Raw genomic sequence first — 26,465 nt, forward strand, 5'->3', positions numbered from 1 at the left:
TGTCTTCTATAAAAATGTATGATCAACGGAAGACATTATGACAAGTCGGTCTCTCTTATCATGTGTCACTATTTATAGATCCCCGCGATGATCAACACCACTCCCATAAAGATCAAAATCAGCTTTGCGTAAGAAAGCTGCCCTGCAATCTGATAGATGCCGATTGTCATTGTAATAATAAAGATGAGCGGTCCGACCATCGCAAGCACACTGTTGACCGCCACGGCTTTTCTGACGTCGTTTGTCAAAAGCATTACCACAGCCGCCGTCAGTTCGATCAAAGATGACACCACTCTTAACGCAGCCATTGTCAAAACCGTCGGATTGACTTGTCCAAAGAAAAGCTTCATGATCTTAAACCTCCAGTAACACATCCTCTTTTTTTACAATCTATGCTCCTCATTGAAAAAGTAGTCTTCCGATTTTTCTATTTGGCCTGTGAGAGGTAAAAGATTTCAGACAGCAAAAAAAGAGCCGGCTTCAATGAAGCCGACTCTTTCCCGCTGTTACTCTTATGCTCTTGATACGTAAGATCCGTCAGAAGTATTGACAACAAGCGTATCTCCTTCGTTTACGAAGAACGGCACGTTGACAACAAGGCCTGTTTCTGTTTTTGCCGGTTTTGTTCCGCCTGAGGCTGTGTCGCCTTTAATGCCCGGTTCTGTTTCCACAACTTTCAGTTCAACTGTATTCGGAAGTTCGATTCCGATCGTCTCTGTCTGATACATCATGATGTGGACAGACATATTTTCAAGCAGGAATTTGAGCTCGTGTTCGATTTGCTTCTCGTTCAGCTCAAGCTGCTCGTAAGATGTCGTATCCATAAAAACGTGCTGGTCGCCGTTGGCATACAAGTACTGCATCGTTTTTGTTTCAATTTGGGCGCGTGCCACTTTTTCACCTGCGCGGAATGTTTTTTCCTGAATCGCGCCTGTGCGAAGATTTCTCAGTTTGGAGCGGACAAATGCCGCACCTTTTCCCGGCTTAACGTGCTGGAAGTCAACAACGCGCCAGATGCCTCCATCTACTTCAATCGTTAATCCTGTACGAAAATCGTTTACTGAAATCATGATTATCCTCCTATTGCTCCAATCAAACGGATTATAAAATAATTAATTCTTTCGCGGAATGGGTAAGGGATTCGTTTCCTTCCTCTGTCAGGACAATATCATCTTCTATCCTGACCCCGCCTTTTCCCGGTATGTAAATTCCCGGTTCAACCGTTACAACCATGCCTTTTTCAAGCATCTGGTCCGAACGTGCTGAAAGCGCCGGACTTTCATGAACTTCCATGCCGAGGCCGTGGCCTGTTGAATGGCCGAAATACTCGCCGTAGCCTTGTGAAGATATGTAGTCCCTTGTATAAGCGTCAGCCTGTTTCCCGGTGATTCCCGGCTTGATGCTCCGCATGCCGATAGCCTGCGCCTCAAACACGGTTTGATAAATGCGTTTCAGCTCATCATCCGGCTCTCCTACCGCGACCGTACGCGTTATGTCCGAGCAGTAACCTTTATAGTAAGCCCCGAAGTCCAATGTCACAAGGTCGCCTTTCTCAATCGCTTTGCCGCTTGCCACTCCGTGCGGCAGACTTGAGCGTACGCCTGATGCCACGATCATATCGAAGGACGAATGATCCGCTCCCTGGCTCCGCATGTAAAACTCGAGCTCATTGGCGACTTCAATTTCGGTGATGCCGGGCTTTATGACCGTCAGAATATGGCTGAATGCATCATCTGCAATCTTTGCAGCTTCCTTTAATATCTTAATCTCTTCACTAGACTTAATCAAGCGCAACTTTTCCACAGATTGAGAAACAGGAACGAGTTCAGCTGCGCCAAGCTGCTCTTTGTAGGCGGCATACGTTCCGTATGTCATTTTATCCTGTTCAAAACCGATTTTGTTTATCCCCATCTCTTTGATCACTTCGGCGGCCTTTTGAACGATTCCGCCGGCATGCTGAACAATGTCAAAGCCTTTGACTTGATCTTTCGCCTGTTCTGTATAGCGGAAATCTGTAATAAAGACCGCTTGGTCGCCGGAGATGACCGCCAGCCCTGAAGATCCGGTAAATCCGGTGATGTACCGCAGATTAACGCTGCTCGTCACCAAAATCCCGTCAATACCCAAACCGCCGAAAAGCTCTCTCAATTTGTTTAGTTTCATTGTCCACTAGTCCCCCTATTTGTTATTTGCGTTCATAAAATAACAGATGGCCAGCTTATAACCTTCAAAGCCGAGTCCCGTGATCTGGCCTCTTGCAACCGGAGCGATGACCGAGCGGTGCCGGAACTCTTCCCTCGCATGAGGGTTTGAAAGATGGACCTCAATCACCGGTATGCTGATTGCTGCCACCGCATCGCGGATGGCATAGCTGTAATGGGAGAAAGCCCCCGGATTCAGGACAATTCCATCGTATTGTTCCTCTGCCTCATGAAGAGCATCAATCAGGTCCCCTTCGTGGTTTGATTGAAAAAAAGTCAATTCAATCTGAATGCCTTCGGCAAATTGAAAAAGTTTTTGTTCCAAATCAGTTAATGTGTCTGTACCGTATACATCGGGTTCGCGTTTTCCAAGCCGGTTTAAATTCGGTCCGTTCAATATTAAAATATGCGGCAACTCTGCCTCCCCCTTCTCATCACGCAAAAAAATGTCCACTTACAGTGAACATTTTATCATATTGCTTCCTGATCAGGCACTATTCTCTTGTTTCTCCAAGGGCCCGCGTCAACTTTTCAGAATTGAGCTCATTGTATTCAAACGAAATGGAATAGCCGACGAATAAACCGTAAAGCAGGTAAATGCAAAGCGTCGTCACAACCGTTTCCCTCTTTAATTCAGCCACAGTCTGAACATCTGGGAACATCGGATTGAACAGGTAAAACACGACAGCCCACAAAACGGCTCCATATACAATGCCTGCCCACATGCCTTTGACCTGCTTCAAAGTGCCGTAGTAAAGCAGGGCAGCTCCGATGGAAATAACACCGATCAGCAGGATGCTGATAAACGTCCCGAGAAATCCGTTTTTCCAATCGCCGATGACAAAAGGCTGGAGAATCATGTTTGCATTGACTTCGGAGAACTTAAAAAGGTACGCAAGCTCACCGAGTGCACTCCAAAGCACTCCGCCGACAAAGCCAGTCGTGATCACCCTTCCGATGAAAGTCATCGGAGTTTCACGCTTATTTTGCTCAAGCTCTTCCGGCTGTTTTTGATTGTCTTCATTACCCATACAGTCCAGATCACCTCCATTTCCAGTATGTCCAAAAACAGCCTCGCCAACATCAGCTTTCCCGGATTTTTAAGATCCGAGTGTAAAAAGCATGAAAAAGGGTATACTTTAATTAGATTTGGCTTTGTAATAGGTTCGAATTTCTTAAATTTTTGAGCCCGTCAATCTAGAGGTTTCAGCGTTTTTCCTGTACAATAGGTGTAAGGAAATGGTTAATGTACTCATAGATTGATACAGATAGGTTGATGCAAATGTCAAATCAAACAAAACAGCCCGCATACGGAGGGCAGGCTGTCGTCGAAGGCGTTATGTTCGGCGGCAGGCGCCATTATGTAACCGCGATCCGCAGAAAAGACGGAAGCCTTGAATTTTTTAAGCTGCCTCGGAAAACCAATCCGGCGCTTGAAAAATTTAAAAAAATTCCTTTTCTCAGAGGGATTATCGCGATTATTGAAGCAAGCGCGAACGGCACCAAGCACTTGAATTTTTCGAGCGAACGCTATGACCTCGATCCTTCTTTAGACGATCAATTGAAAGAAGAGAAGCCGTCCAAGCTGACGATGATTTTTGGCCTCGCCGCAGTCGGCGTCCTGTCTTTTTTGTTCAGCAAGTTTATTTTTACGCTCGTGCCCGTTTTTTTAGCGGAGCTCACCCGTCCGGTCTTTCAGTCGGACGTCGCGCAGATTATGATCGAAAGCTTTTTTAAGCTGCTCCTTCTCTTAAGCTATATTTACGCCATATCATGCACTCCTTTTATTAAAAGAGTTTTTCAATATCACGGAGCAGAACACAAGGTCATAAACTGTTACGAGCAAAATCTGCCGGTCACGGTTGAAAACGTTCAGCGGCAGTCAAGACTGCACTACCGATGCGGAAGCAGCTTTATTTTATTCACCGTCATCGTGGGCATGTTTGTTTACTTGCTCGTTCCTACTGACCCTCTCTGGGTCCGTATTTTGAATAGACTCGCACTGATACCCGTCGTTCTCGGCATTTCTTTTGAAGTTCTGCAGCTGACAAACAAACTGAGAGACATCCCCGTATTGAAGGTGCTCGGCTATCCGGGTTTGTGGCTGCAGCTTTTAACAACGAAAGAGCCGTCTGACGATCAGGTGGAAGTCGCCATCGCAAGCTTCAATGAGCTTCTTCATATGGAGACCAAAGCAGAGGACGAACAGAAGGAACCTTCTAATATCGTAATGTAATGCAACGAATTGGTTAATTTTTTGGGAGGTGGACAGTTATGAAGCAACGCGTACATCCTGTCTCAGCTTTAATTATTGCGTTTGGAATTTTTGGGTTTGTCTATTTCGCCGTCACAAGTCCGGGCCGCCTGCTCCAATACTTGGTTGTTTTTGCAGCGGTCGGCGCCATCATTTATTTCGTGATCAGGCGCATTTCCAATCGCGATATGGGCAGTGAAGGAGCCGCTTTTAAGAAAGCAGCCAAGCAATCCAACAAGCGTTTTCAAGATCACAAAAAACGCTCTATAAAAGGCAAGGTTAATCATCTGAGAAGCGTACCGTCTATTAATAAATCGAAGCCGGTATTGGTGAAGAAAAAAAGCCAGACTCAGCTGACAGTGATTGAAGGCAAAAAAAGCAAAAAGAAAAACAGGGCTTTCTTTTAAAACGTCCACTGTTTCAAAAATAATTCTGTTCGTTTTTTTCCTAGCTCGATTAGAGCTAGTTTTTTTTCTGCCGACATCGCGAATTCAGTCGACAGGACTTCCTCAACAGGTAAAAAAATGATGTTGCGCTCATGTTTTGTGGCAATGTGCCTGGCGTCATGCGCCTCTTTCATCGTCTCAAACAGCGCCCCGAACAGTTCGAACGCATTTTTAATCGTTTTCTTCGGCCTCTCTTTTTCGTTGGGCATCAGCGTGATCCCCAATACCGGCCGTTTTTTTTCTGTTGTAAACAGCCACATCGGAAAATTGCTCAGAACTCCGCCGTCTACGACAACGCTGATGCCGCTGGAGGACTTGAGCTTCACCGGCTCAAAAAAATAAGGAATGCTGCAGCTCATCCGGACCGCCCTGGCGACGGAAAAACGCCTTGGGTTTAAGCCGTATCTGTTTAAATCGTCAGGCAGCACAAGCATCTTGCCATTCGATAAGTCGGAGGCGATCAACTTCAGTTTTCCCTGTTCAAGATCCCCGAAAACTGAAATGCCTTTCGCTTTCAGCTTTTCGGAAATCCAGTTTTCCAGTTTATCTCCTTTATATAAACCGAGCCGCCAATAAATCGATGCCCATTGCAGCATTTTCAAAGGCAAGAGTGAAAATCTCGGGTCAAGGAGCTCGCTTTCATTTAATTCTTCCATCATTTGACGGATCTCCGCGCTTGTATAACCTGCCGCGATAAACGAGGCAATAATCGAACCGGCGCTCGTTCCGGCCAGCCTTTTAAATCGGAAGCCCCGTTTCTCAAGCGCCTCGTATGCCCCCACAAGTGCAATCCCTTTCATACCGCCGCCTGAAAAAACCCCGTCGATGTACATCGCGATCTCCCTCCCTTAAAAGATGGCTTTACACCATTTTAAGAAACGGACAGAAAAAAAAGACCATGAGACAAAGCGGCAGCTGGAAAAACTGATACGGAAAGAGAAAAGCCGCCGTTACCCGGCGGCTTCAGCGTGTCGACAAACCCTCGCATTCGTTGTCAGGCCTGCGCGTCGGTGCTCACGAATTCCAACATTCGCTCCGCTCCGATGCTCGGCCTTCCTAGACTGCAAGGGTTTTCAATCACGCTGATAGGATGACAAAATCCCAAAACCAAAAGTCGTTTTGGGATTTTGTCAACAATCTGGAGCCGCCGTTCCCCGGCGGCTTTTATTGATTTTCCTGTTCGTTTCTTTTTTGGACGCTTCTCAAATCGTCGATTCTTTTGCTGTCGTCTTCAAAATACTGCACAAGATCTCCGACACGGTCAATGCTGTTCCAGCTTAAATGATGCTCGATTCCTTCGACATCATCATAAATTTTCTCTTCGTCAACACCAATGATTCGTAAAAACTGCTCCAATAATTCATGTCTGTATACTAAACGTTTGCCTATTTTCTTCCCTTTAGGCGTCAGCACGAGGCCGCGATACTTTTCATAAATCAAATATTCGTCTTTATCGAGTTTTTGAACCATTTTTGTAACCGAGGAGGGATGGACGGCCAGAGCTTCGGCTATATCTGAGACCCTTGCATATCCTTTTTCTTCAATCAGCATATAAATTTGTTCTATGTAATCTTCCATACTCGGTGTTGTCATCAAATCCCTCCAAATCACACCTATTCAAATCATAACAAGTTTACACTATGTGCATGTAAAAAACAAGCAACGGGATAACGTTTTCACCCGATTACCTTCTATAATTCCATTCATCTGCCGCATACTTCGTTCTGGCGAGATCGGCGACAAATTCCGTTTCCTCTTCTGTCAGTTCATAAGGCTCCAAATGAATGTTAAGCCCCTTTTCGAACCCTTTTTTAAAAGCTTTGCTCGCTTCTTCAATCGTGATTTTTTCTTTTGCGAGCTCATTGATGGGGACCGCTTTTTGTTTGAAGTTTCTCTGCATGCGCTCTCTGAGGCGATCATTTTTGTAAATAAACAAATCAAAGAGCTTGTCCTCATCCAGATCAAGAAGGATCGAACCGTGCTGGAGAATGACTCCTTTCTGCCTCGTCTGGGCGCTTCCTGCGACCTTTCTGCCTTCGACAACGAGCTCATACCACGACGGCGCGTCAAAACAGACGGAAGATCTCGGGTTTTTCAGGCTCTGTTTCTCTTTTTCCGTTCTTGGTATGGCGAAATACGCATCAAGTCCCAGCTCTCTGAAGCCTTCAAGAATACCTTCTGAGATGACGCGGTACGCTTCCGTCACCGTCTTGGGCATTTCCGGGTGTTCTTCAGACACAATAACACTGTAGGTCAGCTCTTGATCATGGAGCACGCCTCTTCCGCCGGTCGGCCTTCTCACAAAGCCTAAACCGTGTTTTTTGACGGCATCCAGATTGATTTCCTTTTCGATATTTTGGAAATAGCCGACTGAAAGCGTTGGCGGATTCCAGCCGTAAAAGCGGATGGTCGGCGGAATCTTATTTTCGCTGTGCCAATAAAGGAGCGCCTCGTCGAGCGCCATATTAAAAGCGGGATCCTGTCGTCCCGAATCGATAAAACGCCATATTTCTTTTTCCATAACCTACCCTCTTTTTCTTTGGTATAAAATAAGTCTACCATTCCCTCTTAAAATTGAAAATAAATTCGGCGAATCAGATGACAGATTTCTGAGGCTTTACTATAATAGTATTTGTCTTAACATATCGTTAAAAATCTCCCGATTATCAGACGGGATGAATTCAAAAAGGAGTCGGATCAGATTGTCTACCAGCAGCATTATCATTCTCTTGATTTGCGCCGCGCTCATCATCTACGCGGTCGTTTCATACATCTATCAGCAGCGCATTATGAAAACCTTGACAGAAGAAGAATTCCGGGCCGGCTATCGCAAAGCACAGCTCATCGATGTGCGCGAGCCGAACGAGTATGAAGGCGGCCACATTTTGGGTGCGAGAAACATTCCGCTTTCACAGCTTAAGCAAAGAAAAAGCGAAATCCGTCCTGACAAACCGGTTTACCTGTACTGCCAAAACAACGTCAGAAGCGGAAGAGCCGCCCAAACGCTCCGCAAACACGGCTGTAAGGAGATTTACAACCTGAAAGGCGGGTTCAAAAAATGGGGCGGAAAAATTAAAACGAAAAATTAATAACCGCAGCTGTCTCCAGTTGCGGCCAACATCCTAAAGCGTCTTTGCGTTTTAGGATTTTTTTTAGCATATCCTGCAGACAATCAAAACAGGCGGAGCAGATGATCCTTCAAATAAAAATAAGCCGGCGAAATGGGTTCGCCGGCTTTGTTCGTTATTTTTTCAAGTCTTCGATTGAATTGACATCTTTCATGTAGGTCGGAACGACAAGGCCAATTTTTACGCCTGTCATGCTTGTACCGATATCTTCGTATTTGCCTTTGTATTTTTCAGCATATGTTTTATGCGTTTGCGGCAGCCATGCAGCAAGTGAAGCATCGACGCTTCCATTTGCAATTCCAGTCCACATCGGGCCTGCTTCTACTTGGCTGAGCGTCACGTTGTAGCCTAAGTCTTCAAGAACTTTTGCGATGACATTTGTGCTCGCAATTTCACTGTCCCATGCCACATAGCCGAGCTTAATTTTTTCGCCGTCCGCTTTATCGACGCCTTTTGTCCATTTCTTAACAAGGTCTTGATGTTTTTTAACGAAATCTGCTGCAGCTTCTTCCGCTTTTTTGCCTTCCTGAACGGCAAGCATGACTTCTCCCATATCATCCTCTGTCCAGCTGAATTGGCTGAGCAGCTTGTGTGCGCCCGGATGATCGTCCTTGAATCCTTTGCGCGTAACAGTATGGATTTCTTCGGCATCGCCGTAAGAACCTTTTGGATCTTTCAAATATTTGAGATCGTATTTTGCAAACATCCAATGCGGTGTCCAACCCGTAATAATGATCGGATCTTTTTTATCGTAAGCTTTTTTCAATGCGGCTGTCATCGCTGAGCTTGAGCCTGATGTTACAGCCCACTTGCTGAGATCGTAATCCTTGAGCGCCTTGTCCGTTGCATTCATAATGCCCGCTCCAGGATCAATGCCGGTAATTTTATAACTGACTTGATCGCCTACAGACGCGTTTTCATTATTATTGCTGCTTCCGCAGGCAGCCAGACCCAATGTCAGTACTGCTGCAGTGCCGATTCCCGCTATCTTTTTCCACATTATGCATTCCCCCTGCTTTTTTTCAATTTTATATTTTGTGTAACCCGGTCAAGTACGATCGCAATAATAACAATCGCAAGCCCGGTTTCTACACCAGTACCCGTTTGCAGCTGGGTAACAGCCCGGTAAACTTCTTCTCCAAGTCCAGGCGCACCTACCATGGATGCAATAACGACCATTGACAACGCAAGCATGATGCTTTGATTGATACCGGCCAGAATGGTTTTCGTCGCAAGCGGCAGCTGCACTTTAAAGAGCCGCTGGCTTGTCGTTGAACCAAATGCTTCTGTAGCTTCAATCAGATCTTCCGGCACCTGCTGAATTCCTAAGATTGTCATCCGGATTGTCGGAGGCATCGCAAAGATAACGGAAGCGACAACACCCGGCACAACCCCAATATTGAAAAAGAAGATGGCCGGAAGCAAATAAACGAATGCCGGCATCGTCTGCATTAAGTCAAGAATGGGCGTAACGATTCTCCGAACCGTTTTCTTTTGGGAGCCCCAGATTCCGACCGGAATGCCGATAATGACAGAAATCAGAACGGATGTGACGACAAGCGCCAATGTCTGGAGCATGGCGTCCCAATATCCTAAATAATCAATGATAAAAAATCCGATTAAAGTAAACAGCGCAATGCCTCTTTTGCTGATCAGCCAGACGAGCGCGGCAAAGATAACGGTCAAAATAACCGGCGGAACAAAACCCAGGCCTTGGACAATCGCATCAACAAACGATTCCACTCCGCTGGCAATTCCGTTAAATACCCCGCCGAACGACACCGTCAGCCAGTCAACAAACTGATCGATCCAATCGGCTAAAGGAATGCGGGGAAGCGATGATAAAGTAAACATTATCTCACCTCCTGAACAACAGTTTCATGAGCTGGTTCATGATCTGAATGTGCATTAATATACCGGTCATTTCCGGCAAGCGCTCCGATTAACGCGCCTTTGACGATGATCCCTTTCATCCGCTGTTTTTCATCGACGACAGCAATCGGGATGCTGGCATCAGAGACCAATTCAAAAATATCCGTCAGGACCGCATTCTCTTCCACGGTTGTAATGTCTCTCGAGATGACGCTCTCCAGCGTCTGGCTTTTTTCGGCTGCTTTTTTAGCTGTTTCAGCATCAACAGAACCAAGAAGCCTATTGTGTTTGTCAACGGCATAAATCGAGGAAATCCCGAGGTTTTTCATCAGCGTCAGAGCGACGCGCGGCCCTTTGTCTGCGCGTACGGTTTCAGCGCGTTTCATAATATGACCGGCTGTCAGCACTTTAGACAAGTCGACATCTTCAACGAATTTTTCAACATATTCATTTGACGGGTTCATTAAGATCTCTTCCGGCGTACCGATTTGAACGATGTTTCCGTCTTTCATCAATGCGATTCGATCGCCGATTCTCAGCGCTTCATCAAGATCATGGGTAATGAAAATAATCGTTTTGCCTACTGATTCATGCAAATCGAGGAGTTCATCCTGCATATCTTTGCGAATCAGCGGGTCAAGCGCGCTGAACGCTTCGTCCATCAGCAGAATGTCCGGATCATTCGTCAATGCGCGGGCAAGCCCGACGCGCTGCTGCATCCCGCCGCTCAGCTGATCCGGATATTGCTGTTCATATCCTTCAAGACCGACAAGCTTTAATGATTCCATAGCTCTTATCCGGCGTTTACTTTTATCGACTTTTTGCAGTTCCAATCCGTACTCTGTGTTTTCAAGAATCGTTTTGTGCGGAAACAGAGCGAACTTTTGAAAGACCATGCTGATTTTTTTCCGGCGGATTTCCCGAAGCTGGTCTTTAGACATATTTGTTATCATGTCACCATCTATGTACACATGTCCTGCAGTCGGTTCAATCAGCCGGTTTAAAAGCCGCACCAAGGTTGATTTACCGCTCCCTGATAGACCCATGATGACAAATATCTCACCTTCATACACGCTAAAATCCGCTTGGTTCACCCCGACGGTCGCCCCGGTTTCTTTCAGAATTTCTTTTTTGGTTTTGCCATCGGCAAGCAGCTGCGTTGCTTTCTTTGTATTTTTCCCAAAAACTTTAGACACTTTTTCTACTTTTATCTTGATTGGCTTTTCGTCTGAATTCATATTTCTCCTCCCGTATGAAGCAATCTAATATACCGTAACATTTATGTAACATATGAGACAAACGGCATATTCACTGTCATTTTGTATCAAACCTTCATATTCATCGTTGTCACTCTCTACCCTTGTGAATCCTTTTAAATACTCCATAATCCTCTTCTTTTAAGGCAAATTAAACCATTATATTTGATAAAAACATTGAAACTATCACGTTTTACAATGTAATTTTTATTTTTAATTTTAAATTTGATGAATTTACTATTTAATACGAGAGAAATCCTTATCATTCAGTACATAAACCGTTTACATAAAGATGTTTTTTTTACAAAAAAACCGGCGAAATCGATCCGCCGGCTTCTTATCATTTTTCATAACGCAGCACGGGCTTCCGCGCAGCTTTTGTTTCATCCATGCGTTTCACAACGGTTGAATGCGGTGCTTCCTGAACGACTTCAGGCGTTTCCTCCGCTTCTTTTGCAATCTGGATCATCGTATCGATAAACGCATCGAGCGTTTCTTTAGACTCTGTTTCTGTCGGTTCAATCATGATGCATTCCTCGACATTGAGCGGGAAATAGATAGTCGGCGGATGGAAGCCGAAGTCCAAAAGCCGCTTTGCGATGTCAAGCGTCCTGACTCCCAGCTTTTTCTGGCGCCTTCCCGACAGCACAAATTCGTGCTTACAGTGCCGGTCAAACGGCAGATCGTAGTATGGAGCAAGCTTTCTCATCATATAATTCGCATTTAAAACGGCGTTTTCCGTTACTTCTTTGAGCCCGTCCGGCCCCATTGAACGAATGTACGTATAAGCTCTCACATTGATGCCGAAGTTTCCGTAGTAAGGTTTCACCCTGCCGATCGAATGCGGACGGTCATGGTCAAAGGTATAACGGCCATCTTTTTTCACCAGCACCGGCTTCGGCAAATACGGAATCAATTCCTTCTTGACGCCGACAGGGCCTGATCCAGGTCCTCCGCCTCCATGCGGTCCTGTAAAGGTTTTGTGAAGGTTCAAATGGACGACGTCAAATCCCATGTCACCCGGCCTTGCTTTGCTGAGAACGGCGTTCAGGTTCGCTCCGTCATAGTACAGCTTTCCTCCGGCTTTATGGACGATTTCAGCCATTTCTAAAATATTTTCTTCAAAAAGGCCGAGCGTATTTGGATTAGTCAGCATTAACGCGGCTGTTTCTTCATCTACGACACGCTTTAAATCTTCGAGATCAACAAGACCGTCGTCATTCGATTTGACGGTGACCGTTTCAAATCCGGCAACAGTCGCAGACGCCGGGTTTGTACCGTGGGCCGAATCAGGTACAATGACCTTCGTCCTTTTATGATCGCCGTTTGCCTCATGGAACGCGCGGATCATCATCAGCCCGGTCCACTCGCCGTGCGCACCCGCAGCCGGCTGAAGAGTGACCTCATCCATCCCCGTGATCTCTTCCAAATGCTCGCTCAAGTCGTACAAGAGCTCCAGCGCACCCTGCACGGTCCGTTCATCCTGGAGCGGATGGATCGCAGAAAGTCCTGGGATTCTCGCGATTTTTTCGTTAATCTTCGGGTTGTACTTCATCGTGCATGAACCGAGCGGATAAAAGCCCGAATCCACTCCGTGGTTGCGCCTCGATAAAGCCGTATAATGGCGCATAATATCAAGCTCAGACACTTCGGGGAGATCTGCCGGTTCATCTCTGAGATACGCTTCGTCAAGGACGTCTGTCACATCTGTTTCAGGGACGTCAAGCTCAGGAAGGCTGTAGCCGACCCGCCCTTCTTTTGATACTTCAAAAATAAGCGATTGATCCTGATTATTCATGGCGATCCCCCAATTCATTCATGAGTGTATCGATTTCCTCTCTTGTTCTGAGCTCTGTCACGGCGATCAGCATGTGCTGTTTTAAATCCCGATATGAAGCGCCGAGATCGTAGCCTCCGATAATATTTTTCTCAAGCAGGCGTTCATTCGCTTTTTCGACAGGTTCATTGAGCCTGACGACAAACTCATTGAACATCGGCCCGTCAAACACGACTTCAAGACCGGCCCGTTTAGCTGCTTCTTTTGCGTAAGCCGCTTTTTGCAGGTTCTGCCATGCGATTTCCTTGACGCCTTTTTTGCCGAGCGCCGTCATGGCGACTGATGCGGCAAGCGCATTGAGCGCCTGGTTGGAGCATATATTTGATGTTGCTTTATCCCGTCTGATATGCTGCTCGCGCGCCTGCAAGGTGAGAACGAATCCCCTTTTCCCGTTTTCATCTTCCGTCTGACCGACGAGACGGCCAGGCACTTTTCTCATCAATTTTTTCGTGACGGCAAAGAATCCACAGTGCGGCCCGCCGAAAGCGGCCGGTATTCCGAACGGCTGGGCATCCCCGACAACGATGTCAGCTCCCAGTGCCCCGGGCGGTGTTAAAAGCCCGAGAGCCAGCGGATTGGCGGACACGATGAACATGCTTTTCCCTTTATGGGCGATCGGTTCAATGTCTTTCAGCGGCTCAATTCGCCCGAAAAAGTTAGGGTATTGGACGATCACTGCTGCTGTATCTTCGCAGACGGCTTCATCAAGAGCCGCAAGATCTGTTGTTCCGTTTTTGGCAGGGACTTCTACCACGTCGATGTACTGTCCTTTCGCATACGTTACTAAAACCTCGCGCGATTCGGGATGGACGGTTTCCGAAACGACGATTTTTTTCTTTTTTGTATGTCCTGAAGCAAGCATTGCCGCTTCGGCTAATGCCGTTCCCCCGTCATACATCGACGAGTTGCTGATATCCATGCCCGTCAGCTCGCAAATCATCGTTTGAAATTCAAAGATCGCCTGGAGCTCCCCTTGAGAAATTTCAGGCTGATACGGTGTATAAGCCGTGTAAAATTCCGACCGCGAAATCACGTGGTCCACGATGACGGGCTGGTAATGATCGTATACGCCCGCTCCCAAAAAAGAGGCGTGCATCACTGTATCTTTATTTTTAGCCGCGAGTTTCGTCAGCTCTTTTGTGAGCTCAGTCTCGGACTTTGCCTTTTTAATTTGGTATTCCCCTTTAAATTTGACGCTTTCGGGTATATCGGAGAATAGCTCTTCGATCTTCTCGACTCCAATTGCCTCAAGCATTTCTTTTTTATCCTGATCTGTAGCTGGCAGGTAACGGTGCTTCATCTTCAGTCTCCTTTCACGGCCTTGGCAAACTTACGGCTGCCGTTTGTAAAATGGGGTTTTCACGATTTTGGCTTTCAAGCGCTTATTTCTGATTTCCACTTCAACGACGGTGTCGAGGGCGCAGGCTTCTTTTTTCAGCAATGCGAGGCCGACGTTTTTCTTTAAGGTCGGCGACTGTGTGCCGGTTGTCACCTCGCCTGCTTGTTCGCCTTGATAATAGACGGCGTAGCCGTGCCTTGGAATGCCTTTATCGATCATTTCAAGGCCGACGAGCTTTCTGTCCGCTCCATGTTCCTTTTGGCTTGCCAGGACGGCTTTTCCGAAGAAGTCCGAGGCTTTGTTTGTTTTGACGGCGAATCCGATGCCGGCTTCGATCGGTGTAATATCTTTTGAGAGCTCTTGTCCGTACAGCGGCAGCTTCGCTTCAAACCTCAGCGTATCTCTGGCCCCGAGGCCGCACGGCACTAATCCCGAATCCTTGCCCGTTTCAAGAAGCAGCTTCCAAATGTAGGCTGCATCTTCACTCCGGCAGTAAATCTCAAAGCCGTCCTCTCCCGTGTATCCCGTTCTGGACACAAGCGCCTGCACGCTGCCAATCGCCGCATCATCCCTGAACGTAAACGGCTTTAACCCGGCAAGATCGCTATCTGCGACCTGTTTTAAAATCGATTCGGCCTTCGGTCCTTGAAGGGCAAGCAGCGCAATCTCGCCAGACACGTTTCGAACCGAAACGTCTCCTTCTTGGTGCTTGTTCATCCAATCGACGTCTTTGTCGATATTGGCTGCGTTAATGACGAGCATGTAGACATTGGCCGCTTTTTTATAGACGAGGAGATCGTCGATCGTTCCGCCGTCTTCATAGCACATGGCCGTATACTGGGCACCGCCTTCTTTCAGTGTCGAAACATCGTTTGTCAACAGTTTTTGCAAAAACGGAAGGCTGTCTGTTCCTGTGATTTCGACCTCCCCCATGTGTGAGACGTCAAAAAGCCCCGCTTTCGTCCTGACGGCTTCATGCTCCTCTTTAATTGAAGAAAATTGAACAGGCAGTTCCCAGCCGCCAAAATCAATCGTTTTTCCGCCATATTCCTTATAAAGGTCAAATAAAGGCGTTCGTTTAAGCATTCTGCTTCCCCCTTCGCTTTTCAAACTAAAAACAAGTTTGCCAATCATCAGAAAACAAGAAAGATTCCAACATCACCTGGATGGTTCCGCCGCTTTGGACGGCACAAAAAAGGACAGAGAAGCCCCTTTGTCAGTTCTGAGGCTCTCTGTCCTGGCACCTGAAAGTTTACTTTGCATCAAAAGCAAAGATGTCCCCTTTGGTGGTTTGTTAAAACATCATATGATACAAACTCTCTCCAGAGTTGCGTCAAGCAAGAGTTCTTTTGCCTGAGAGATTCACTGTTTCCCCAGCTTGCTCCTTCGGCGCCGCTTTAAGGTTTCCCGCTATCGGTCTCTCCCCTTGCTGTCATTCGCTCATATTCATTTCTTTTCATGGACATACTATATAAAGCTTATGATTTTTTTACTGATGATCTACAAATATCCTACCATCATCACAACAATTGGGCAACAGGAAAAATCATTAACAATTTATTATTTTAAAATAAGAATGTTCGTGTTTTGTTTATTTGTTAGTAAAATCCGTTTTTTTCACGCAAGATTTTCTTTTAAAAAAGAACATTTGAATCTCAGAAGAGAAAGGCGGCATTAGTGATGAGACCAGACATTCATTTCGACAACGAGTGGCCGGAACAGTTCAAAAAGCACCTTGATGAAGACGGACCATGGGCGAATTGGGAGCTTTACAAGCTTTCCTGTGAAGTGCAGAAAAGGCTTGCGATTCCGACGTTTGAAGGCTTGCAGGCCCCTTATCACCTCCCAGGCTTCACCCCGCTTCCCCATCAGCTCGAAGTCGCCCGGAAGGTAGTCGAGCAGATGAACGGAAAAGCCATCTTGGCGGATGAAGTGGGCCTCGGCAAAACGGTCGAGGCTGGGCTGATATTAAAAGAATACATGATTCGCGGGCTGGCCAAGAAAATCTTAATCCTCGTCCCCGCCTCGCTCGTCTCGCAATGGGTGAAGGAACTGCGGGAAAAGTTTTTAATTCCGGCCGTGGAACAGAAAAAAAGCTATGTCTGGGAGCAGTGCGATGTTGTCGTCTCCTCCCTTGACACGGCAAAGCGGTCGCCGCACAGGGAGACGGTTTTGTCGATCCAGTATGATGTGGTGATTATTGATGAAGCTCACAAACTGAAAAACAATAAAACAAAAAATTACGAGTTTGTCCGCAGCTTAAAGAAAAAATATTGCCTGATGCTGACGGCGACGCCCATCCAAAACAAGATCGACGAAATATTTAATCTCGTTTCCCTGCTAAAACCCGGACACTTGGGAAATGAAAGCAACTTCAACAAAGATTATACAAAACAGATCAATTCAGCTGAAGCGCATGAACGCTTAAAGTCCCTTATCAATAAAGTCATGATCAGAAACAGACGGCATGATACCGGCATCACCTGGACGAAGCGCCATGTCGAAACCGTGCCCATTTCCTTTTCTCCTACAGAACAGGCTTTGTATGACGAGATTAAAAAGCTGAAGACAAGTCATCAGCATTCATCAAGCATGTTCTCAATCATGACATTGGAGCGCGAATGCTGTTCAAGCAGAGAAGCTGTCTATATGACGCTGAAAAACATGCTTGACCGAAAGGATCGCGAAGCGCCGGTGATCTCCGAACCTGTCATCCACCATTTGATCGAAAAGGTCAACGAGGTCGCGCAAAATTCAAAAGCGCTGAAAGTTGTTGAGCTCATTCAAGAACTCGATGACAAAGTCATCATCTTTACTGAATACAGGGCGACGCAGATTTATCTGCAATGGTTCCTCCAGCAGAACGGCATCAGTTCTGTACCGTTCAGAGGCGGATTTAAAAGAGGAAAGAAAGACTGGATGAAAGATTTGTTCAGGGGCAAAGTTCAAGTTCTGATCGCGACTGAAGCAGGCGGTGAAGGGATCAACCTTCAATTTTGCAATAAAATCATCAACTATGACCTTCCGTGGAACCCGATGCGTCTCGAACAAAGGATCGGCCGGATTCACCGGCTCGGCCAGGAACGCGATGTTTACATTTACAACATGGCAACAAAGCATACCGTAGAAGAGCATATTTTAAAACTTCTCTATGAAAAGATCCATTTGTTCGAAAAAGTCGTCGGAGACTTGGATGATATTTTAACAAAAATCGAGGTCGGCAATTTTGAAGACCACCTTCATGACATTCTCTTTTACTCCGCGACAGACGAGGAAATGAAGATTAAAATGGAAAACTTAACCTCTTTCATTTCATACGGAAATGAAGCCGTTTCAAACCAAGAACAGATCGGAGGCTAAAATCAAATGCGTCAGGAAGAAATATACCTGTTTTTAGAACGCTTTTTCATCGCAAACGGCTGCACGATCACCGACAAAAGTTCAGGCCACATGACTGTGCAGCTGACGGTTGAAGTCGATAAACAGATTATGAACAGGCCGTTTTACTGGCACTGGCTCGAAAAGACGGGCGGAGAACCTAATCCGATGAAAATCACGCTGATCACGAATGAAGACGAGGCCCCTTCCGATATCGAAGGTGAGTTTATTCATTTTGGATCACCAAGACTTTTTCAAATTTTCCAGGCCGTGCAAAAAAACGGCAAATTTATTCGCCTTTATGAGAAAATCCGTTCCGATGGAGCCCATATTTCCCTGGAACCGTGGCTCGGCATGAATGTGACGATCTCGTACCAATCCGACATGAAAAAAGATAAGCTTCTGTCTCTCGGCCTTCATTTAATCAGCGGTCAGCTGGTCGAATCGTTTCAAGAACAAATGGAGGCCCGAGATCTCTCTTCACAGATCTCTGACTACTGCTACACGATGTCGCCGTTGATTAAGCCGGAAAGCGGCATTAAACGGCTTGAGCGCTATATCGAACAGGCGGCCAGAAGCGAGCCGCTTGATTGGGCTGAAGCTTCCCTGAAACGCTGGAATAACGACCTGTCACTTTTAAACCAATTTTACGAGGATACTGAAGAAAAACCGGAGGAATACGAAATTGAGAAAAAGGCTCTCCAAACGCTTTACGAGCCTAAAATCGATATTAAAGTTCAAAACGGGGGATTATTTTATTTGCACAAAAAAAATTCAGGATAATTTTTCCGATTCGACAACATTCTTGTTTTTATTCAGTGAGCTGGACTTATAATAGAACTAAAGAGATAGGAGGAACTTTCGTAACACCATTTGGACAAGCTTGGTAAAGTGTTGAGTCTCGGGGTTTATCTTTGTTTATCACAACACGGTTGTCTGAAATACATAATGAAGTATTTTGGGGGGGAAATGTATGAATAAAGATAAAAATGAGAAAGAAGAATTGGATGAGGAGTGGACAGAACTGATTAAACACGCTCTTGAACAAGGCATTAGTCCAGAGGATATACGTATTTTTCTCAATTTGGGTAAGAAGTCTTCAAAACCTTCCGCATCAATTGAAAGAAGTCATTCAATAAATCCTTTCTGAATGTGCTATAATATCGAAAGGAAGGTGATGACATTGATTGGCCAGCGTATTAAACAATATCGAAAAGAAAAAGGCTACTCACTATCTGAACTAGCTGAAAAGGCTGGGGTAGCGAAGTCTTATTTAAGTTCAATAGAAAGAAACTTGCAAACAAACCCCTCCATTCAATTTCTAGAAAAAGTCTCCGCTGTTCTGGACGTCTCGGTTCATACCCTGCTCAATGAGAAAGATGAAACCGAATACGATGGTCAATTAGATAGTGAATGGGAAAATCTAGTTCGTGACGCTATGGCATCAGGGGTTTCTAAAAAACAATTTCGAGAATTTTTAGATTATCAAAAGTGGAAGAAAAGACAGGAAAAGGAGTAAGGGAAACATATCTTACTCCCTTTGGCATTTTTTACGCTGAATAAGCCGATTCCTCATGAACATAAAAAAACGGATCATACAGATCCGTTTTTTAAATTGCACCATTATTTATCTTCACTGTGCGCTCTTTCGTTCTCTTTTACATAACCTTTTTCATCGGCATGTTTTTTGCCGTCGATTGTCAAGCCGTTCCATTGAGTACCTTCGAATGAGAAGTCAAGCTGCACAGAATCTCCTTGATATTTGTTCTGTACCATTCTGCCGCTGGCGTCTGTTGTTTTGTCATTGACGAACTCAATCACCAATTGAACTTTGTCAAAGTCATATGGATCTTTCGGAATGCCGTCGTATTCAGGCGCCGTTTTTCCGTTGATTGTCGCTACATTGATTTTGCCATTGTCATGCAGGAACTCTGGCTCGATTGCTTTCTTCACTTTTTCGTACGCGGCCTTATCTTTTTTCGCGGACATATTGTACAGATCATAAAGGTTGGCTTCATCTAAAATGATGTTTTTAGGATAGCCGTTTCCGCCTTCAACTCCGACAGTCAGAACGCTGACTTTAAATTGTTTCAGGAAGTCTTCCGCTGTGCTTTTTCCGCCGTTTTTCGCGTTTCCGTCAACGAAATTGCTGTAGCCAACCTGCATCAGCACTTCTTTAATCGCAAGTGATCCGTCATTTTTGAATTCGAAATCTTTAGTGAATTTGTCGCCAGGTTTTAAGTTGGACAAGTTCACTCTTGCAGATGTATCTTTCGCATTCAGGTCAAGCGTACCTGCTGCATAAGTTGCTTGAGTTGTTTCGATGTCGTTAAACGCAGCCCAAGTTCCTCCTCCTACTAATGCCAGTCCAAGCGCAGCAGACGCAACGCCTAATCCGAGTTTTTTCTTTGTACCCATTGATAACTCCTCCTTTTATAATAAGAAAATCTGTATATATGGAGACCTGAATGTTCAGGTGACCAACGAAGATTACATGGAAACTGATTGATCTTTCCCGGCGGCTTCAATTGCTTTAGTTTTTTGGTCAATCTCTCTTAAAGCCGCGGATACAGTAATCACTGCATAAAGAATCAACAAGAGTCCCGGCACGATCAGCAATATAGCTGTGCCGATCGGTTTACTTGCAAAATCCAGAAAATACCCGGCATACGGAACCGTAATGCCCGAATACTTAGCGACAACATTTTCCGCCAGCACCGGATCGGAATCAGGGTTTTGGTTATTGTCACCCTTTGTTTTAAACATGAGGTTTGATTTATTTTTTGTTATACCGATAATTCGGTGGGTAACCATGGTGTTTTCGTCTTGCATGAATGTAATGATATCTCCCTTTTTCAAAGACCCGGGATTTTCAATCTTTTGAACGGCTATCACAGAACCTGTTTTAAACTCCGGCTCCATCGAACCGGATAAAACCGTTTTCAATTGATAGCCGAAAAGCTGCGGCTCTCCGCCGGACGACTTTGTCGAAATTACGACGATGACCGCGGCGATGATGAGTGTGAAAATAATCACATATAAGATATTGCTGACCCATTTGATCACATGTTTCATGACGCTTCCCCGCTTTCTAATGAATTTTCTTCTTTTCTATTTTCTTTATCTACGGATTCACTGCTCTTTGGTGTTTTCTCTATGTCCTGTTCAGACTTTTCCCGTGTTTCTGTCTGTTCTGTTTGCTTCGGCTTTTCTGATGCTTTTTTAGGCGGCTTCGGTGTTTCTTCTTTACAGTCTTGAAGCTTCATCACATTTGACCAAATAAAAGGTTTGCCCTTTTTCACATCGGGATGGCCTTCAGGCTTAATCAATTTAAATGCGTAGAGCCCTCCTTTTGCCGCCCGCTTTGACTCTATCCGGTAGATGTTCTTTTCGGCTTCTTTTTTGAACGCGCCTTTATCGATCACAGTCCCGTCCTCTAACGGTTTTTTGGCATTACCGAGTTTATGCAGCTCCCACTTCCATTCAGAGTCGGCGATTTGGCTGCCGCGGTTTTTATATTCTGCAAACAATGTCAGCGGTGCACAGACCGTTCCTTTCGTCTTTGTCTGTTTTTGAAGCTTCAAATTGCTCTCGTCCCACTGTTTCCCATCTTGAGGAAATGAAGAGGCCGCTTTCATTGTCATGCTGTATGTTTCCACATCGTGAAATGATGCGTTTGTTTGCTGTGACAGCTGACTCCCCAATCCAATTAAAAGATAAATGATCAGCAGCGTTTGAAAAACGATGATGTTTTTTCCGGCTCTTTTTCGGGATCTCCTAGTTCGAGATAATCGGATCATGACTACCCTCCTAGCGAGTATGTAATGGCTTTTTTCGCTCGTTCGTTTTAAAGAACTTGATAGTTAGAGTATAAAGAACAAATGTGCCATTTGAAAACTATCAAAATAGTCGATTAAGTTCGTTTTACAGAACGTTTTCGTTTAATTCCTCAAAAAATCTCTCAAATTCTCATCTTTTTGAAAAGTTTGAAGTTCTTTATAAAGTACATAATTTCTTCTTCATTTTTGTATAAACACTGTTGACAAGGAAAAAATAGGATAGAAAGGATGATGCCCCGTGCTGAAAAATGCTATGTTATGCTCTTTTTTACTGCTTGCAAGCATCGGGCCGCTCAATGCCCATGCGGCAGCTTACGAAACAGCCCGCATGTCTAAGTGGGAAGAAAAAGCGGTTGAGGAAGCAAAAAAGAGGTATCCGGAAGCAGAAGTGCGTCTCACGAAAAAAGTATGGGATCGAAAGCGGGCGGATGAAGCGGTCAAACAATACCATGTCACATTGAGTGAAGGAAATAAAAATTTCGGAGTATTTGTTACAATTTCATTTGAACCTGCGACACACAAAATCAACAAAGTCGTCGTTGTGGAAGAATATAAATAAGCCGCTTTGCAGTAGAAAGCGGCTTGTCTTTATTTATGCCTTTTAAAAAACATGATACACCCAAGAGGAAGAATGCCGAACCATTGATATATCCTGGACGGCGGCTTTGATTCTTTACGTTTTTCTTTCATTTCTTTTCTTTCCTGCTTAGGCGTGTCCATATATTTTACGAGCTGTTCCGTCATATATTTAACATAATCGTTCGTTTTCATCACATCACCTCTTGGGGAGTTCTGTCAGTTGAAGTGTTGTCATACGAATCTTTTTTTATACATTCTTCATGATTCCGACACACAATTTTTAATATTCTTTCCACTGTGTGATTTTCTTAGTGCTCAAATCATATTGAAATTCAGCGCTCGTTTCTGTGCCGGAAGCTGTCGTTACCTCTATCTTCACTCGCTTGAGCCGCTGATAAGCCGGATTGACAGTATACGATATCAAGCCATGCTGTTTTTGAATTTTCTCTTTTGTCTCTTCGTGAATATGAGACAAGGCATGGAGCATTCCATTTTGGAGTAGGTTTTGCTGAATATGAAATTCTTTTGTTTGCTGTGCAAACATTCGTTGATTCGTTAATAAAACGGCTGAATGACCCGCGCAGAGCATGCAAATCACAGCTGTGAAAACAGCAGCCGGATAAATGAATCCTTTTGAATTTTTCACGTGATCACCTTTTACATATGATAGAGCGGAATGGACTTACGGTATGACTTGCCGCTTAAACTTGTCGCTTCAAGGATCAGCAGACGATCTTCAATCACAAACCTCATGTGTTTGACATGTTGCAAAAGCGGCACATGACCTTTTCCATTGACTCTTTTTCGAATAACTGTCTGATATTTCTCATAGCGAACGGCGGCACCTTGGCGATTTGTCATTTCCAATGACTGATGATCGTCGCCCGCTCTTAGATCAACCGAGTTCCTGCATTCCTTCAATATTTGCTCGGCAGTAATCGTCCATTCGCGCGGGTGAATATCCGCACCGTTTCTTTCCGGGGATAAAAACAGATGAAATATCGAGGCCATCGTTCCTGCAATGAACATATACACCATTAAGGAAACAAGTACATTAAGAAGGGTAAATCCCTTTTGACCGCAAAATGGTGAAGCAACGCCTTTGACTGTCTCTTTTTTTAATGGAGATGCATACTTCATAATCATCTCCCTGCTCCTTCCATTCAATAAAGTAAGATGTGTTTCGGTAAAGCACAGTTTCTTTAGGCTGAAACCGTCCGGTCAGTGTGTAGCGGCTGATCTTTTCATCCAATATGCGATATGCCTCTTCTTCTTTTTCAGATGCCCCGCGCTGCAAAGACAGCTGATGAACCATAGGAATCAATAACATGGTGATCATGACCCAAATGCCCAATGCGGAAACAGCTTCAACTGTTGTAAAGCCTCTATTTTTTTTGCACATTAATCTTTCCGCTTCCTAAATAGATCGTCAGTGCAAAAGAGGCGTGCTGTGTATCGATCACGATTTTCCCCCCTTGATTCGGAACTCCGCTTGGGTTAAAAGTAAGAGTTCGCTTGAGCGTCGCTTTTTTGAACGCAATATGGCAACTGTATGTCCTGACCAGCTTAGGCGATGAGCCTTCGTCCGCGTGCTTAATAATATAGCGGCAGCCGGCAAAGTCAAACTGCACCTTAACCGTCGCATGGCGGACGAGAGCTGTCTGCTGTGCGTAAAGCAGATCCTCTTCAAGCTGTGAGACAAAGTGCTGAACAACTCTTTTTTCATAAACGGGAGGCAGTGTGGCAAAGAGAAGAGAGAGCATAATGGAACCGATCATCAATACAGTTAGGCTTTCCAAAAGCGTAAATCCTTTTTGATTCATAACCGTCAATCAGCCTGTGCTTTGCCGTTTGAAATTTTAATTGCTTTCCCATTCGGGCACTTTAAGTTCTTCTTCACGTAACCTTCAGATTCAAGGTCCGCCCTACTCGGCGTTTTCCCGTCATGATCCATTTGATAAGCCGTGATTTGCGCTTGAACCATATTAATTAACCCTTCGCATCCTTTCTTTTGAATACTTTGATTATGCTTGGTCACATTCGGTATGGTGATCAACAGCAGGATGGAGATGACGAGCATGACGACTAACATTTCTATCAGTGTAAATCCCTTTTCATTCACAGTTCCGTCCTCCTTATAACTGGTTCATCATTTGATACATTGGCAAAAGCATAGACAAATAAAGAATTAATATCATCGCCGCTGTTAGCCCGTAAATCAATGGCTGGATCAAACCTGTCCATTTTTCTGCTTTCCGTTCAAGCCGTTCAATCAAAAATTGACTGTATGAATACAGCTCTCTGTATAAGAGTCCGTTTAATTGGCCGTGAGCAACAGCCTTCGCCAGATCATTTTCATAAAACGGATGCCCGGCCAGCATCTGCTCCAGACTCTCCCCTTGTTTCAGCCGCTCGATCAGACGCTTCGCTTCATTTTTATGAAATGATAAAAACGGCTGGCTTTCAAATGCTTTTAAACTGTCATATACAGACAGACCAGCTTGCAAAAGATTGCTCAATTGGAGCGATAAAAAATAACTGTTGAATAGTTTGAAGGTTTGGCCCAGCAAGGGAATTCTAATGAGAAAGGTCATTTTGTCTTCTGGAGGTTTATGGCGAAATGAACACAGATAATAGAGGGATAAAGCGGCGGCAATCAACATCATTCCTGCGATAAAAAGATAAAAATGATCAAAAACCGAAAAGATGAGGGTCGTTGCAAAAGACGTTTCAACGTTCATTGATTCATAGATCGCGGAAAATTGCGGGATGATTGCCGATTTCATAATAGAGATAATGACGCAGACCGTTAAAACTAAAAACAAGGGATATCTGGCGGCTTTCTTTAGTTTTTCGGTTTGAGCGATCTTGCGGTGAAGCAGCTCTCCGCTCTGCCGAAAGGCATATGGCAAATTCCCGTGCTGTTCGGCAAAGTAAACAATGGTAACAGCATCCTTATGAAATGAAATCATTTCAAGCACTTGAAACACAGGTCGCCCTTCTGTCAGCTTCTCCATCGCAAATGTCAGATCTGCTCTTCGCCTTTCATTCAATTGCAGTTTCAGCATACTTAAAGCATCCAAAATCGTATATCCGCTCTTCATCATGTCTCCGAGTTTTTTCAGAATGTCCGCCTGTTCCCGGACGGGCCACTTCTTTTTAATCTTCATGGCCTATCCAGCGTTCATAAGTATTCGACGGCAGATATCCGAGTGCTATTCCCTTCTGGATCAGCGTTTTCAATGTTTCTGTTTTTATGTCACCGCACCTGCCTTTTGCTTCTTCGATGCAGAGATTGAGGCTTTTTCCGTACAAAAGCTCGAAGACGCTTGCTCTTCTCACAGGCCTCGACAATCTGCAATATAAAGAGCAGTTGTCGCCGCAAAACGGGCAGACGAGACCGACGAGGCGCTGGGCGCTGATTGCGACCAGTGTTTGTTCAATTTCTGTCATATCAACGCCGAACTCGAGCAGCCTGTATATTGCGCCTTTGGCATTTTTCGCATGCATGCTCGATAAAACAAGGTGTCCTGTCAAAGCTGCCCTGACTGCGATTTGGGCTGTTTCGGCATCGCGAATTTCCCCGAGGATGATCATGTCCGGATCGTGGCGAAGCACCGCCTTCAACCCCGCAGAATAAGTCATGCCAGCTTTTTCGTTTACTTGCACTTGCAAAATGTTTTCGCTTCTTGATTCAACAGGGTCTTCCAAGGTAATGATATTTCGCTTAAAATGCCGCTTAGCGTATTCGATTAAAGAATAGAGTGTTGTCGTTTTCCCCGAGCCTGTCGGACCGGTGAACAGAATTAATCCGTGGGAATGCTTCAGAAAAGACAGCAGCTTGAATGTTGCACTCGGAAACAATGAGAGCTTTGTGAGCGGCTTGCTGCTCATCTTGGGAAGAAGCCTGATGACCAAGCTTTCATCATGGATGGTGGGCAGAGTGGACATTCTTAAATGAACGGGCTGACGGTTGATATAAAGAGTCAAAGCTCCGCTTTGCGGCAGCCGTCTTTCCCCAATATCCATCGAAGAAAGGAATTTAAAGTGAGAAATGAGCCTTGAGCACTCATTTCTCGTTAATCTTTCTTTTTGAAAAAGTTCATCATCAATCCTGAAGCGAACCACCGCCTCTTTTTCACCGGGAACAATATGAATGTCTGACGCCTTCATTCTATATGCCTCGTCAATTAATCTTCCGCTTAATGATTCAATCGTGTACAAACCATTGCGCCTCCTTTCTAAGCGCAGTTTATACGAAAAACATCGGAAGCATCAAATCCTTAAAAATCGCAAATCAAGCTGAATACGAAGCAAAAACGGAATTTCCGAATAC

33 protein-coding genes and 1 riboswitch are annotated in these 26,465 nt (G+C 45.0%); of the genes, 8 read left to right on the forward strand and 25 right to left on the reverse strand.

The window, feature by feature from the left end; genetic code table 11:
- Positions 1–68 precede the first annotated feature (68 nt).
- The 5 genes from M1D59_RS13470 to M1D59_RS13490 all read right to left on the reverse strand — a co-directional run bounded on the left by M1D59_RS13470 (position 69) and on the right by M1D59_RS13490 (position 3,232).
- Complete coding sequence (locus tag M1D59_RS13470; RefSeq protein ID WP_003183412.1) at positions 69–350, reverse strand: YqhV family protein; 282 nt, start codon at positions 348–350, stop codon at positions 69–71.
- Positions 351–512: 162 nt separating this feature from the next.
- On the reverse strand, positions 513–1,070 hold the full coding sequence (gene efp / locus M1D59_RS13475; RefSeq protein WP_020452147.1) for an elongation factor P: 558 nt from the start codon (positions 1,068–1,070) through the stop codon (positions 513–515).
- 31 nt (positions 1,071–1,101) lie between these two features.
- Positions 1,102–2,163 carry a M24 family metallopeptidase gene (locus tag M1D59_RS13480; RefSeq protein ID WP_020452148.1) on the reverse strand — a complete coding sequence of 354 codons (1,062 nt, stop codon included), beginning with the start codon at positions 2,161–2,163 and terminating at the stop codon, positions 1,102–1,104.
- A 15-nt stretch (positions 2,164–2,178) separates the two neighbouring features.
- The gene (aroQ, locus tag M1D59_RS13485; protein ID WP_020452149.1) at positions 2,179–2,616 is read right to left on the reverse strand and encodes a type II 3-dehydroquinate dehydratase; all 438 of its coding nucleotides are present in this window, start codon (positions 2,614–2,616) and stop codon (positions 2,179–2,181) included.
- A 79-nt stretch (positions 2,617–2,695) separates the two neighbouring features.
- Positions 2,696–3,232 carry a YqhR family membrane protein gene (locus M1D59_RS13490; RefSeq protein WP_020452150.1) on the reverse strand — a complete coding sequence of 179 codons (537 nt, stop codon included), beginning with the start codon at positions 3,230–3,232 and terminating at the stop codon, positions 2,696–2,698.
- 251 nt (positions 3,233–3,483) lie between these two features.
- Here M1D59_RS13490 and M1D59_RS13495 point away from each other — a divergent pair, with 251 nt between their 5' ends.
- Entirely contained in the window at positions 3,484–4,437 is a 954-nt protein-coding gene (locus M1D59_RS13495; RefSeq protein WP_020452151.1) for a DUF1385 domain-containing protein, read from the forward strand.
- Positions 4,438–4,475: 38 nt separating this feature from the next.
- Positions 4,476–4,862: an SA1362 family protein gene (locus tag M1D59_RS13500; protein ID WP_020452152.1), complete on the forward strand. Its 387-nt coding sequence runs from the start codon at positions 4,476–4,478 to the stop codon at positions 4,860–4,862.
- Here the strand turns inward: M1D59_RS13500 and M1D59_RS13505 are convergent.
- The 3 genes from M1D59_RS13505 to M1D59_RS13515 form a co-directional block, all read right to left on the reverse strand.
- On the reverse strand, positions 4,859–5,734 hold the full coding sequence (locus M1D59_RS13505; RefSeq protein ID WP_020452153.1) for a patatin-like phospholipase family protein: 876 nt from the start codon (positions 5,732–5,734) through the stop codon (positions 4,859–4,861). The genes M1D59_RS13500 and M1D59_RS13505 overlap by 4 nt on opposite strands.
- 331 nt (positions 5,735–6,065) lie before the next feature.
- Positions 6,066–6,494 carry a transcriptional regulator MntR gene (gene mntR, locus M1D59_RS13510; protein WP_020452154.1) on the reverse strand — a complete coding sequence of 143 codons (429 nt, stop codon included), beginning with the start codon at positions 6,492–6,494 and terminating at the stop codon, positions 6,066–6,068.
- A gap of 91 nt (positions 6,495–6,585) precedes the next feature.
- Positions 6,586–7,422: a lipoate--protein ligase family protein gene (locus M1D59_RS13515; RefSeq protein ID WP_458117464.1), complete on the reverse strand. Its 837-nt coding sequence runs from the start codon at positions 7,420–7,422 to the stop codon at positions 6,586–6,588.
- A 154-nt stretch (positions 7,423–7,576) separates the two neighbouring features.
- On the opposite strand from M1D59_RS13515, the gene M1D59_RS13520 reads away from it, so the two are divergent.
- Positions 7,577–7,990 carry a rhodanese-like domain-containing protein gene (locus tag M1D59_RS13520; protein ID WP_043054396.1) on the forward strand — a complete coding sequence of 138 codons (414 nt, stop codon included), beginning with the start codon at positions 7,577–7,579 and terminating at the stop codon, positions 7,988–7,990.
- A 154-nt stretch (positions 7,991–8,144) separates the two neighbouring features.
- Here the strand turns inward: M1D59_RS13520 and M1D59_RS13525 are convergent, their stop codons facing one another.
- The 6 genes from M1D59_RS13525 to gcvT all read right to left on the reverse strand — a co-directional run bounded on the left by M1D59_RS13525 (position 8,145) and on the right by gcvT (position 15,419).
- A complete protein-coding gene (locus M1D59_RS13525; protein WP_023855178.1) occupies positions 8,145–9,029 on the reverse strand; it encodes a glycine betaine ABC transporter substrate-binding protein in 885 nt (294 codons plus the stop codon).
- Positions 9,029–9,883 (reverse strand): glycine/proline betaine ABC transporter permease subunit OpuAB, encoded by an 855-nt coding sequence (opuAB, locus tag M1D59_RS13530; RefSeq protein WP_023855179.1) that lies wholly within the window; start codon positions 9,881–9,883, stop codon positions 9,029–9,031. Before opuAB ends, M1D59_RS13525 begins: the two co-directional genes overlap by 1 nt.
- Positions 9,883–11,139: a glycine/proline betaine ABC transporter ATP-binding protein OpuAA gene (gene opuAA, locus M1D59_RS13535; protein WP_023855180.1), complete on the reverse strand. Its 1,257-nt coding sequence runs from the start codon at positions 11,137–11,139 to the stop codon at positions 9,883–9,885. Before opuAA ends, opuAB begins: the two co-directional genes overlap by 1 nt.
- 358 nt (positions 11,140–11,497) lie before the next feature.
- Positions 11,498–12,955 carry an aminomethyl-transferring glycine dehydrogenase subunit GcvPB gene (gene gcvPB / locus M1D59_RS13540; protein ID WP_020452160.1) on the reverse strand — a complete coding sequence of 486 codons (1,458 nt, stop codon included), beginning with the start codon at positions 12,953–12,955 and terminating at the stop codon, positions 11,498–11,500.
- Positions 12,948–14,294, reverse strand: a complete 1,347-nt coding sequence (gcvPA, locus tag M1D59_RS13545; protein WP_020452161.1) for an aminomethyl-transferring glycine dehydrogenase subunit GcvPA — start codon at positions 14,292–14,294, stop codon at positions 12,948–12,950. Before gcvPA ends, gcvPB begins: the two co-directional genes overlap by 8 nt.
- 30 nt (positions 14,295–14,324) lie before the next feature.
- On the reverse strand, positions 14,325–15,419 hold the full coding sequence (gcvT, locus tag M1D59_RS13550) for a glycine cleavage system aminomethyltransferase GcvT (protein WP_023855182.1): 1,095 nt from the start codon (positions 15,417–15,419) through the stop codon (positions 14,325–14,327).
- Between the two features lie 245 nt (positions 15,420–15,664).
- Positions 15,665–15,769: riboswitch (glycine riboswitch) on the reverse strand.
- A 244-nt stretch (positions 15,770–16,013) separates the two neighbouring features.
- Here gcvT and M1D59_RS13555 point away from each other — a divergent pair.
- The 4 genes from M1D59_RS13555 to sinR all read left to right on the forward strand — a co-directional run bounded on the left by M1D59_RS13555 (position 16,014) and on the right by sinR (position 19,230).
- Positions 16,014–17,693: a DEAD/DEAH box helicase gene (locus M1D59_RS13555; RefSeq protein ID WP_020452163.1), complete on the forward strand. Its 1,680-nt coding sequence runs from the start codon at positions 16,014–16,016 to the stop codon at positions 17,691–17,693.
- 6 nt (positions 17,694–17,699) lie between these two features.
- Complete coding sequence (locus tag M1D59_RS13560; protein WP_020452164.1) at positions 17,700–18,494, forward strand: YqhG family protein; 795 nt, start codon at positions 17,700–17,702, stop codon at positions 18,492–18,494.
- A gap of 190 nt (positions 18,495–18,684) precedes the next feature.
- Positions 18,685–18,861, forward strand: coding sequence for an anti-repressor SinI (sinI, locus tag M1D59_RS13565; RefSeq protein WP_096748221.1), 177 nt, complete (start codon positions 18,685–18,687; stop codon positions 18,859–18,861).
- Positions 18,862–18,894: 33 nt separating this feature from the next.
- Positions 18,895–19,230 (forward strand): transcriptional regulator SinR, encoded by a 336-nt coding sequence (sinR, locus tag M1D59_RS13570; RefSeq protein ID WP_023855185.1) that lies wholly within the window; start codon positions 18,895–18,897, stop codon positions 19,228–19,230.
- A gap of 104 nt (positions 19,231–19,334) precedes the next feature.
- Here the strand turns inward: sinR and tasA are convergent, their stop codons facing one another.
- From tasA to tapA, 3 genes are all read right to left on the reverse strand, one after another.
- Positions 19,335–20,129, reverse strand: a complete 795-nt coding sequence (gene tasA / locus M1D59_RS13575; RefSeq protein ID WP_020452167.1) for a biofilm matrix protein TasA — start codon at positions 20,127–20,129, stop codon at positions 19,335–19,337.
- Positions 20,130–20,201: 72 nt separating this feature from the next.
- Positions 20,202–20,786: a signal peptidase I SipW gene (gene sipW / locus M1D59_RS13580; protein ID WP_231005870.1), complete on the reverse strand. Its 585-nt coding sequence runs from the start codon at positions 20,784–20,786 to the stop codon at positions 20,202–20,204.
- On the reverse strand, positions 20,783–21,511 hold the full coding sequence (gene tapA, locus M1D59_RS13585; RefSeq protein ID WP_458117465.1) for an amyloid fiber anchoring/assembly protein TapA: 729 nt from the start codon (positions 21,509–21,511) through the stop codon (positions 20,783–20,785). Before tapA ends, sipW begins: the two co-directional genes overlap by 4 nt.
- 277 nt (positions 21,512–21,788) lie before the next feature.
- Between tapA and M1D59_RS13590 the strand changes: the two genes are divergently transcribed.
- Complete coding sequence (locus M1D59_RS13590; RefSeq protein WP_023855188.1) at positions 21,789–22,109, forward strand: YqzG/YhdC family protein; 321 nt, start codon at positions 21,789–21,791, stop codon at positions 22,107–22,109.
- Positions 22,110–22,138: 29 nt separating this feature from the next.
- Here M1D59_RS13590 and M1D59_RS13595 read toward each other — a convergent pair whose 3' ends face one another.
- From M1D59_RS13595 to comGA, 8 genes are all read right to left on the reverse strand, one after another.
- Positions 22,139–22,321, reverse strand: a complete 183-nt coding sequence (locus M1D59_RS13595; protein WP_020452171.1) for a YqzE family protein — start codon at positions 22,319–22,321, stop codon at positions 22,139–22,141.
- A gap of 88 nt (positions 22,322–22,409) precedes the next feature.
- Positions 22,410–22,775 carry a competence type IV pilus minor pilin ComGG gene (comGG, locus tag M1D59_RS13600; protein ID WP_458117466.1) on the reverse strand — a complete coding sequence of 122 codons (366 nt, stop codon included), beginning with the start codon at positions 22,773–22,775 and terminating at the stop codon, positions 22,410–22,412.
- 11 nt (positions 22,776–22,786) lie between these two features.
- Entirely contained in the window at positions 22,787–23,275 is a 489-nt protein-coding gene (gene comGF / locus M1D59_RS13605) for a competence type IV pilus minor pilin ComGF (RefSeq protein WP_229030039.1), read from the reverse strand.
- Positions 23,184–23,531: a competence type IV pilus minor pilin ComGE gene (gene comGE / locus M1D59_RS13610; RefSeq protein WP_020452174.1), complete on the reverse strand. Its 348-nt coding sequence runs from the start codon at positions 23,529–23,531 to the stop codon at positions 23,184–23,186. The genes comGF and comGE overlap by 92 nt, the downstream gene beginning before the upstream one ends.
- The gene (gene comGD / locus M1D59_RS13615; RefSeq protein WP_256164103.1) at positions 23,515–23,952 is read right to left on the reverse strand and encodes a competence type IV pilus minor pilin ComGD; all 438 of its coding nucleotides are present in this window, start codon (positions 23,950–23,952) and stop codon (positions 23,515–23,517) included. Before comGD ends, comGE begins: the two co-directional genes overlap by 17 nt.
- A gap of 5 nt (positions 23,953–23,957) precedes the next feature.
- Positions 23,958–24,251: a competence type IV pilus major pilin ComGC gene (comGC, locus tag M1D59_RS13620; RefSeq protein ID WP_020452176.1), complete on the reverse strand. Its 294-nt coding sequence runs from the start codon at positions 24,249–24,251 to the stop codon at positions 23,958–23,960.
- A gap of 13 nt (positions 24,252–24,264) precedes the next feature.
- Complete coding sequence (comGB, locus tag M1D59_RS13625) at positions 24,265–25,299, reverse strand: competence type IV pilus assembly protein ComGB (protein WP_041817253.1); 1,035 nt, start codon at positions 25,297–25,299, stop codon at positions 24,265–24,267.
- The gene (comGA, locus tag M1D59_RS13630) at positions 25,289–26,353 is read right to left on the reverse strand and encodes a competence type IV pilus ATPase ComGA (RefSeq protein WP_039072848.1); all 1,065 of its coding nucleotides are present in this window, start codon (positions 26,351–26,353) and stop codon (positions 25,289–25,291) included. Before comGA ends, comGB begins: the two co-directional genes overlap by 11 nt.
- Positions 26,354–26,465: the final 112 nt, after the last annotated feature.

Source organism: Bacillus sp. PK6-026 (assembly GCF_054161455.1).